Source organism: Streptosporangium sp. NPDC050148 (assembly GCF_055586505.1).
The window spans coordinates 12,547-22,170 of sequence record NZ_JBVJIA010000061.1; the positions used below are offsets into that span (position 1 = coordinate 12,547).

4 protein-coding genes are annotated in these 9,624 nt (G+C 74.7%); all 4 read right to left on the reverse strand.

Annotated features, from left to right (window positions below; all coding sequences use genetic code 11):
• Window positions 1–92: 92 nt before the first annotated feature.
• The gene (locus tag ACZ6RT_RS36750) at window positions 93–2,618 is read right to left on the reverse strand and encodes a cytochrome P450 (protein ID WP_399196706.1); all 2,526 of its coding nucleotides are present in this window, start codon (window positions 2,616–2,618) and stop codon (window positions 93–95) included.
• 4 nt (window positions 2,619–2,622) lie between these two features.
• The gene (locus tag ACZ6RT_RS36755) at window positions 2,623–4,110 is read right to left on the reverse strand and encodes an FAD-dependent monooxygenase (RefSeq protein WP_399196707.1); all 1,488 of its coding nucleotides are present in this window, start codon (window positions 4,108–4,110) and stop codon (window positions 2,623–2,625) included.
• The gene (locus ACZ6RT_RS36760; protein ID WP_470158652.1) at window positions 4,107–7,364 is read right to left on the reverse strand and encodes a type I polyketide synthase; all 3,258 of its coding nucleotides are present in this window, start codon (window positions 7,362–7,364) and stop codon (window positions 4,107–4,109) included. The genes ACZ6RT_RS36755 and ACZ6RT_RS36760 overlap by 4 nt, the downstream gene beginning before the upstream one ends.
• A partial coding sequence (locus ACZ6RT_RS36765; protein ID WP_470158653.1) for a beta-ketoacyl reductase occupies window positions 7,361–9,624 on the reverse strand: 2,264 nt, incomplete at its 5' end. The genes ACZ6RT_RS36765 and ACZ6RT_RS36760, both read right to left, overlap by 4 nt.

Sequence of the window (9,624 nt, forward strand, 5' to 3'; positions counted from 1 at the left end):
GGCGTGCAGGTGGGTGTGTCGTGCTCCCCCCCCTCCCCCCCCCCCCCCCCCCCCCCCCCCCCCCCCCCCCCCCCCCCCCCCCCCCCCGCCGCTCACTTGAGGATCACCGGAAGCTCGGCCAGGCCCCGTACCACCATGCCCTCGTTGCGGCGCGGGTCGTCGACGGCGAGTTCCATGTCGAGCCGGGAGAGCGCGCCCAGCGCGATCTGCGCGGTCATCCTGGCGAGGGGCGCGCCGATGCAGAAGTGGATGCCGTGGCCGAACCCGAGGTTGCGCACGCCGGGACGGCGGGACAGGTCCAGGACGTCGGGGTCGTCGTACACGCGCGGGTCGCGGGCCGCGGCTCCCAGGACGAGCAGGAGCGTCTCCCCCGCCTTGACGGGGGTGTCCCCGACCATGGTGTCCTCCAGCACCAGACGGGAGATCATCTGCGTCGGGCCGTCGAACCGCAGCAGTTCCTCGGTCGCGCCGGCGATCTGGTCGGGGTTGGCGCGCAGCCAGTCGAGCTGGTCCGGGTTGCGCAGCAGGGCGAGCATGCCGTTGCCGATCAGGTGGACGGTGAGCGCGTACCCGGCGCTGATCAGCAGGGTGCAGGTGATGATCAGTTCGCTCTCGGTGAGCCTGTCGCCCTCCTGCTCCGCGGCGACCAGGGCGCTGATCAGGTCGTCGGCGGGTTCGCGGCGCCGCAGGGCGGCCAGTTCGGTGAAGTACCGGTTGAACTGCTCCCTGCCGCCCTGGCGCTGACCGACCTGGTCGCGGGTGAGCATGAAGTCCGGGTCGAGGCCGCGTCCGATGGCGGCGGACCAGGCACGGAAGCGGTCGAGGTTGTCCGCCGGGACGCCCATGAGCTCGGCGAGCAGGATGGTGGGCAGCGGGTGGGCGACCGCGTCCATGAGGTCGACCGGTCCCTCCGCGGCGGCCTCGCGGATACCGGCGACCATGCCGGCGACGAGCTCCTCGGCCCTGGGGCGCAGCCCCTCCACCACCCGGGCGGTGAACGCCTTGCTCACCAGCCCCCTCAGGCGGGTGTGGTCGGGCGGGTCCATGAAGGCGAACTGCCGCACGGGGTTGCCGTCGGCGTCCTTGGCGAAGTGGTCGGCGACGAGGTGGCCGTCGCCCCAGCCGTTGCGCGGGTCGGCGAGCGCCTCGGTGACCTCGCGGTGACCGGTCACCACGACGGTGCCCGCGGGGGTGCGGACGGCCGGGCCGCCCTCGGCGATCGCGCGGTAGACGGTGTAGGGGTCGTCGCGGAACGCCGGGTCGAACGGGTTGAACGGCAGCATCTGCGAGATGATGTACTGCCCGGGCTGCTGCGGCAGGGTGGAGGCGGGCAGGTCCCGCGGGGCGGGGGCGGGGACGTCGGTGACGCCGTCGTAAGCCACCGGCATCCGCAGGATCACGGTGTGCTTGTTGTCCTTGGCCCACTCGACGGGGCCGGTGAGCCTGATCCGCTCGACCCGGTCGAGCAGTGCCTCCAGGACGAGCCGCACGTCCAGGCGTCCCATCCGCTCGCCCAGGCAGCTGTGGCTGCCGAACCCGAAGGCCAGGTGCGGGTTGTGCGCGCGGCGGATGTCGAAGGTGAACGGGTCGTCGAACACGCTCTCGTCGCGGTTGGCCGACGCCCACCAGAACGTCACCTTGTCCCCGGCCTTGATCTTCGCGCCGCGGAACTCGATGTCCCTGGTCGCGGTCCGCCGGTTGTACGGGGTGGGCGACGCCCAACGCAGGATCTCCTCGATGGCGCCGGGCAGCAGCGAGCGGTCCCGGCGCAGCGCCTCCCACTGGTCGGGGTTCTCGGCGAGGGCGAGCAGGCCCAGCGCGATCGCGTTGCGGGGCGGCTCGGTGCCCGCGCCGAGCGTCAGGTTGAAGAACACCTCCCGCTCGTACCTGCCGAGCGGTGGCTGGCCGGAGTCGGCGGGGATCTCCGCCCGGCCCACGGCCGACATGAGGTCCTGCGCCGGTGCCTCCTGCTTGCCCTTGAGCAGGCTCGTGCCGTACTGGTACAGCGCCAGCCGGGCCATCTGCGAGCGTTCGTTGTCCTCGCCGGCCTCGCGGTCGTCGAACCCGGTGCTGACGTCGACCCAGCCCAGCAGGGCGTCCCAGTCGTGGCGCGGCACGCCGAGCAGCCGCAGCGCGGCCTTGATCGCGAACTGTCCGGCGACGTCGCGGATGAGGTCGCCCTCGCCCTTGGCCACCGCGCCGGCCACGACGGAGTCCGCCAGCTCGCGCAGGTCGGGTTCCAGCGCCGCGAGCGTGTCGCCCTCCACACCGGGCGCGACCTGCTCCTTGATCAGCTGGTGGCGGGGGTCGTCCATCATGTTCAGCAGCGTCCCGGCGTGCACCCCGGGGGCCAGGTCGTCGATGTGGGTGCCGCCTCCGGCGCGGCCGCCGCCGCCCTGGGAGGAGAACGCCGGGTCGCTCGCGGCGGCCACCATGTCGTCGTAGCGGCTCAGCACCCAGAATCCCTCGCCGTCGGCGGTCTTGCCGGGCGGGTGGAAGAGGATCTCCTCCTGCCGGCGCAGGCGCGTGAAGACGTCGTGCGGGAAACCTTCGGCGTACCTGCTCCGATCCGACAGGTCGAAGCCGCCGAGGATCGGGGGGAACTCATCAGATGACATGTGACTACCGCTCCGGGTTCGAGGGGACGAGGATCTGCTTCAGTGCGCGGGTGAGCCGTGGGAGGTCGGTCTCCGGCCCGGTGGCGGCGATGTGGCCGTCGGGCCGCAGCAGGACGAACCCGCTGCCGCGGGTGACGCGGTGGCGGTGGGTGACGAGGGCGGGAAGGTCGGCGGCGAGCTCCCGGGCGTGCCGGTCCGCCGGTCCGTCCTGGGGGCCCAGGCTGACCAGATGGAACCGCCCGGCCGGGCCGGTGCCCGGTTCGAGCGTCCATCCCGGGTGGCGGGTGCCCACCTGCGGCAGGCCCCTGGGCGGGCGGGCCGCGGCCAGGCCGAGCGTGTCGGGGTAGCGGGTCCGCCATCCGGCCAGCAGGGGCGGCAGCTGCGCGGCGAGCACCCCGGCGCGGTGGGCCAGGCCCATGAGCGCGTTGCGCACGCGGTTGGCCGCCGGGCTGAGCACCGCCCTGCGGGTCATCTTGCCGGTGGCCCGTACGATCTGCTCGGCCGCGGCCCGCCGTTCGGCGTCGTAGGTGTCGAGGATCGCCGGGGCGAGGCGGCCCTCGATGACGCCCGCGAGCTTCCAGGCCAGGTTGCGCGCGTCGGCGAAGCCGAGGTTGAGGCCCTGGCCGCCGACCGGTGAGTGCACGTGCGCGGCGTCGCCCACGAGGAAGCAGCGGCCGGCCCGGAGCGTGGCGGCGATGCGCTCGTGGCTGCTGTAGGAGGTGGCCAGGGTGACGTCGGTGAGCCGCAGGTCACCGGGGCCGCGTTCGTCGAGCATGCGCTGCGCCGTCTCGGCCGTCACCGGGGAGCCCGCGGGCAGGGAGCCCTCGGCCATGGCGCCGGCGATCCGCACCCTGCCGCCGGGCAGGGGTGCGATCAGCGCGACACCGGTGCGGCCCAGGTAGTAGTTGACCGCGTCGGCGTCGTACTCGCCCCGCAGGGTGCCCTCGGCGAGCAGGAACGTCACCGGAAGCCGGGTGCCGGAGAAGTCGATGCCGAGCTTTTCCCGGACCGTGCTGCGGTGGCCGTCGGCACCGATGAGCCATTCGGTCTCCCAGCGGGTCTCGGTGCCGTCCCTGCCGCGCGCGGTCACCGTGACCGCGTCGTCCCGCACGTCCAGGCCGGTCACGCGCAGCCCGCGCTCCACCTTCCCGCCGAGCCTGCGCAGCTCCTCCTCCAGCAGGTCGACGGTGTCCTGCTGCGGCAGGACCAGGGGCGCGTGCAGCCGGTCCAGCGGCAGCCGCAGCACGGTGCCGGGCGCGGTGTGGTAGCTCAGCGCCTTGATCGGCACGGCGCGCTCGTCGGCCTCGGCGCGCAGGCCGAGGTCGTCGAGGAGTTCGAGGGAGGGCGGCCACAGCAGGATGGCGCGCGATCCCCTGCCGGCCTCCTCCTCGGCGTCCAGCAGCGTCACCGGGATCTCGCGGCGGGCCAGCTCGACCGCCGTCATCAGGCCGCAGGGACCGGCTCCCACGATCAAAACCTTGCTCTTGTTCAATTCTCTGCCGCCTCTGGCACCGTCGGGAGGCTCGCCAGCAGGTGCCCGGCGAGCCGTCTGGGGGTCGGATGGTCGAACACGAGGGCGGCCCGCAGCGGCAACCCGGTGGCCCGGCTCAGTCTGTTCCTGAGCTCCACCGCCGTCAGCGAGTCGAACCCGAAGGTGGGTAGTGCGTGGTCGGCGCCGACCAGTCCGGGGTCGTCGAGCCGGAGCACGGCGGCGGCGTGGCCGCGTACCAGGTCGAGCAGCAGGTCCTCCGCGCCGGCCCGGTCGAGGCCGGCGAGCCGTTCCGCGAGCGAGGCGGCCTCGGCCGGGTCCGGCCCGTCCTCGGTCCCGGCCCCGGGTTCGGTTCCGGCTCCGTTCCCGGCTCCTGGTTCGGTTCCGGCTCCGGTTCCGGCGGGGTGGGGGACGTGGCCGCTGGAGAGCCAGTAGCGCCGTGACTCGAACGGGTAGGTCGGCAGGTCCACCGTGCGGGCCGGGGGCAGCGCCGCGGACCAGTCCACCGGCGCGCCGTGCAGGTACGCCTGTGCGACCGCGCCGAGCAGGTCGGCCGGGCCTCCGCGGTCGCGGCGCAGGGTGGGCACCACCGCCGCGGGGGCGCCCGCCGCCTCGACGCTCTCCTGCAGGCCGACCGACAGCACGGGGTGGGGGCTGGTCTCCACGAACAGCGTGTGGCCGTCGTCCAGCAGCGCCCGGGTGGCGTCGGCGAAGCGGACGGGCTCGCGCAGGTTGCGGTACCAGTAGGCGGCGTCCAGCGTCGAGGTGTCGGCGGGACGCCCGGTCACGGTCGAGTAGAACGGCACCTCGGCGGGCTTGGGCACGATCGGCGCCAGCTCGGCCAGCAGCCGGGAGCGGACGGCCTCGACCTGCGGCGAGTGCGAGGCGTAGGCCACCCGCACCATCCTGGCGCGCACCCCGTCGGCCTCGTACTCGGCGAGCAGCTCCGACAGCGCGGCCGACTCCCCGGCGACGACCACGGAGGCCGGGCCGTTGACGGCCGCGATCGACAGGCGGCCGTCGTGGCGTGCCAGCCGTTCCGACACCCGGTCGGCACCGAGCGCGACGGACATCATGCCGTGACGGCCGGTCAGCGTGGTCAGCGTGGTCAGGGCCCTGCTGCGCAGCGCGACGACCCGCGCCGCGTCGTCGAGCGACAGGGCGCCCGCGACGGTCGCGGCGGCGATCTCGCCCTGCGAGTGGCCGACGACGGCCGCCGGGTGGACGCCCAGGGACCTCCACAGCCGGGCCAGCGAGACCATCACGGCCCACAGCGCGGGCTGGACGACGTCGTCCCTGTCCATGCTCGGCGTACCGGCGTCGCCGCGGAGCACGTCGAGCAGGGACCAGTCCACGTGGGGGGCCAGCGCCTCGGCGCAGCGGGCCGCCTCCCGGGCGAACACCGGCACCGACCCGAGCAGTTCGGCGCCCATGCCGGGCCACTGCGCGCCCTGGCCGGAGAACACGAAGGCCACCCTGGCCCCGGCCGGGGGTGCCACGCCCTCGACGAGGTCGGCGGAGGGGCGCCGCCCGGCCAGCGCGTCCAGGGCCCGGTCCAGCTCCTCCGCGCGGGAGCCGATCAGGACCGCCCGGTGCTCGAAGGTGGCGCGGGTGGTGGCCAGCGACCGGCCCACGTCGGCCACGGTCGCCTCCGGCCGTCGCGCCAGGTGCGCGCGCAGCCGTACGGCCTGGGCCCGCAGCGCGCTCCCGGTACGCGCCGAGAGCACCCAGGGCACGGGGCCGCCGAAGGGGTCCCCGGCGCCTTCCCCGGAAGGGGCTTCCTGGGCGTGAACCTGCCCGCCACGAATCTCCCCGTCACGGGCCTCCCCGTCACGGCCTTCCCCGCCGGGGCCGGTGAGCGGGACGGGATCGGCGGCCGGGGCCTCCTCGAGGATGGCGTGGGCGTTGGTGCCGCTGACGCCGAAGGAGGAGATCCCCGCGCGCCGGGGCCGCTCACCGGCGGGCCAGGGCCTCGGCGCGGTCAGCAGGGACACCCCGCCGGAGGACCAGTCCACCCGGGGGGTGGGCTCGTCGACGTGGAGGGTGGCGGGCAGCGTGGCATGCCGCATCGCCATGATCATCTTGATCACGCCGGCGACCCCGGCGGCGCCCGCGGTGTGCCCGATGTTGGACTTGATCGACCCCAGCCACAGGGGCCGGTCCTGCGGGCGGTTCTCGCCGTAGGTGGCCAGCAGCGCCTGCGCCTCGATCGGGTCGCCCAGCGGCGTGCCGGTCCCGTGCGCCTCCACGACGTCCACCTGACCGGCCGACAGGCCCGCACCGGCCAGGGCCGTACGGATCACCCTCTCCTGGGAGGGTCCGTTCGGCGCGGTGAGGCCGTTGGACGTGCCGTCCTGGTTGACCGCGCTGCCGCGGATCACGGCCAGGACCGGGTGGCCGTTGCGCCGGGCGTCCGACAGCCGTTCCAGCAGCAGGACGCCCACGCCCTCGCTCCATCCCGTGCCGTCCGCGGCCGCCGCGAACGACTTGCACCGACCGTCGGGCGCGAGCCCCCGCTGCCGGCTGAACTCCACGAACCCCGCCGGGATGGACATCACCGCGACGCCTCCGGTGACGGCGAGCGGGCACTCGCCGAGCCGCAGCGACTGACAGGCCAGGTGCAGCGCCACCAGGGAGGCCGAGCAGGCCGTGTCGACCGTGACCGCGGGTCCCTCCCAGCCGAAGCTGTAGGACAGCCGCCCGGACAGCACGCTGGCCGCCACCCCGGTCATCCGGTAGCCCACCACGTCCTCCGGCGTGGACTGCAGCAGCGCGCCGTAGTCCTGCCCGCTGGAGCCGACGAACACCCCGGTGTGGCTCCCGCGCAGCGTGTCCGGGTCGATGCCGGCGCGTTCGAGCAGCTCCCACGACGTCTCCAGGAGCAGCCGCTGCTGCGGGTCCATCGCCAGCGCCTCACGCGGCGAGATCCCGAAGAACGCGGCGTCGAAGTGTCCCGCCGTGCTCAGGAACCCGCCCTCCCGCACGTACGACGTGCCCGGGTGGTCGGGGTCGGGGTGGTAGAGCGTGTCGATGTCCCAGCCCCGGTCGTCCGGGAAGGGCCCGACCGCGTCGACGCCGGACGCGACCAGCTCCCACAGGTCCTCCGGGGACCGCACGCCCCCGGGGTAGCGGCAGCTCGCCGCGACGATCGCGATGGGCTCGTTGCGCTGCTCCTGCAGTTCCCGCAGCCGCCGGCGGGTCTCGTGGAGCTCCACCGTGGCCCGCTTGAGGTAGTCGCGTAGCTTGTCCTCGTTCACAACCCCGGTCCTTCGTCTCCGAGTTCCGCGTCGAGCAGTCCGAAGAGCTCGTCGTCCGTCGCCGTCTCGACCCGCTCCGCGATGTTCTCCGGCGCGGCGTCCGCCGGGCCGGACGCCAGCTCCGTCACCAGCGCCTGCAGCCGTGCCGTGAGGCGCCGTCGCTCCGGGTCCCCGGCGTCCAGCGCTCCCAGCCTGGCGGCCACCGCGTCGAGCTCGGCATCGATGGAGAGGCCGGGCGCGGAGTCCAGCCGCGTGTCCAGGAACGCGGCGAGCGCCTCGGGACTGGGATGGTCGAAGACCGCGGTGGCGGGCAGCCTCACCCCGGTCGCGGCCACCAGCCGGTTGCGGAGGCTGACCGCCGCCAGCGAGTCGAAGCCGAGGTCGAGGAAGGGACGGGCCGGGGGGATCGCGTCCGCGGAGTCGTGCCCGAGGGCCACCGCGGCCTCCTCCCGTACGAGGCGCAGGAGCCGCGCGCGCCGTTCGGCCTCGGGCAGGTCGGCCAGCCGCCGTACCAGCTCCGGTACCTGCCCGTCATCGGCCTCGGGCGGGAGCGGCCGCGCCTCCGGCAGGTCACCGATCAGCGGGCGCGCCCGCAACGCCGTGAACACCGGCACGAAACGGTCCCAGTCCATGTCGGCGATCGTGATCGTGGCCCGGTCCTCCTCGACGGCCTGCCACAGCGCGGCCAGGGCGGGCTCGGTGGCCATGGCCGTCACCCCGCGCCGGTGAAGCTGGTCACGCCGTTCGGCCTCCCGCGGGTCGTCCGCCGGTGCCGCCTCGTCCCACAGTCCCCAGGCGACGGAGGTGGCGGTCATTCCGCGTGCCCTGCGGTGCGCGGCCAGCGTGTCGAGATAGGCGTTCGCCGCGGCGTAGGCTCCCTGCCCGCCGCTCCCCCACACGCCGGCGATCGACGAGAACAGCACGAACGCGTCGAGATCGCGGTCCCCGAGCAGCTCGTGCAGGTTCGCGGCGCCGGTCGCCTTCTCGGCGAGAGCCGAGGCCAGGCCGGGCAGGTCCAGGTCGGCCAGCGCCGTCACCTCGGGAATCCCGGCCGTGTGGAAGACGGCGGTGAGATCCGGGACCGCGTCCAGCATGCCCGCGACGCGGTCGCGGTCGGCCAGGTCGCAGGCGACGACGGTGACCCGCCCCGCACCGAGCGTGCACAGCTCGGCCACCTGCTCGTCGTGGACGTCCTTCCTGTCGTCCCGTCCGTCTCCGGGGTCGCCGAAGTGGCCGGCCGGAGCGTCCGCAGGGCAGGTCAGCAGCAGGTGCTCGGCGCCTTCCGCGGCCAGGCGGCGGGCCACGATCGCGCCCAGGCCGGTGGTGCCCGCGGTGACGAGCGTGGTGCCCCGGGGCCGGAACTCCCGCCGCCGTACCGGTTCACCGGCGCGGACGAGACGGCGGGCCAGGACACCGGACGGGCGTACCGCGACCTGGTCCTCCTCGGCCATGCCCGCCAGCACCCGCGCCAGATGGCCGGACTCCCGCGTCCCGAGGGACGCCGGAAGGTCGACCAGACCGCCCCACAGCCGCGGATGTTCCAGCGCGATCGCGAGCCCCAGCCCCCACGTCTGGGCCTGGACCGGAGCGCTCGGCTCGTCCGGCCCGCCGACCGTGACCGCGCCGCGCGTGGCCAACCACAGCGGAGCCGTCACCCCCGCGGAGGCCAGGGCCCTGACCAGCTCCAGCGTGCCCGCCAGCCCTCGGGAGACGGCAGGATGCGACGGATGCGGCTCGTCGTCGAGGGCGAGCAGGGAGAGGACCCCGCCGACGACAGCCGGGTCCTCCGGCAGGTTCCATGCCTGTGCCGACCCTGCCGACCCTGCCGACCCTGCCGTGAGCCGGACGACCTCGGCTCCGTGCTCCCGTACGGCCGCCTCGCAGGCGTCGGCCAGGGCGTCGATCGCGGAGGCGTTCCCGGGGGTGACGAGCAGCCAGGTGCCGTGCAGGGCGGGCGTGCCCACCTCGCTCAGCGGCTTCCAGTCGACCCGGTAGCGCCACGAGCGGGACCGTTCGGCGGGCGGGGCCGGGGGTGGCTCCAGCCAGTAGCGCCTGCGTTGTAAGGCGTAGGTGGGCAGTTCCACGCGTTCCCCGCGCCCGCCGAGCACGGCCGTCCAGTCCGGACGCGCTCCCCAGACGTGCGCCTGGGCCACGGCGGTGAGCAGGGTCTCGGGTTCGGCTCTGCCGTCGCGCAGGGTGGGCAGGAAGGAGGCGTCGGTCAGGGTGTCCTGGCCCATGGCCGACAGCACCCCGTCGGGGC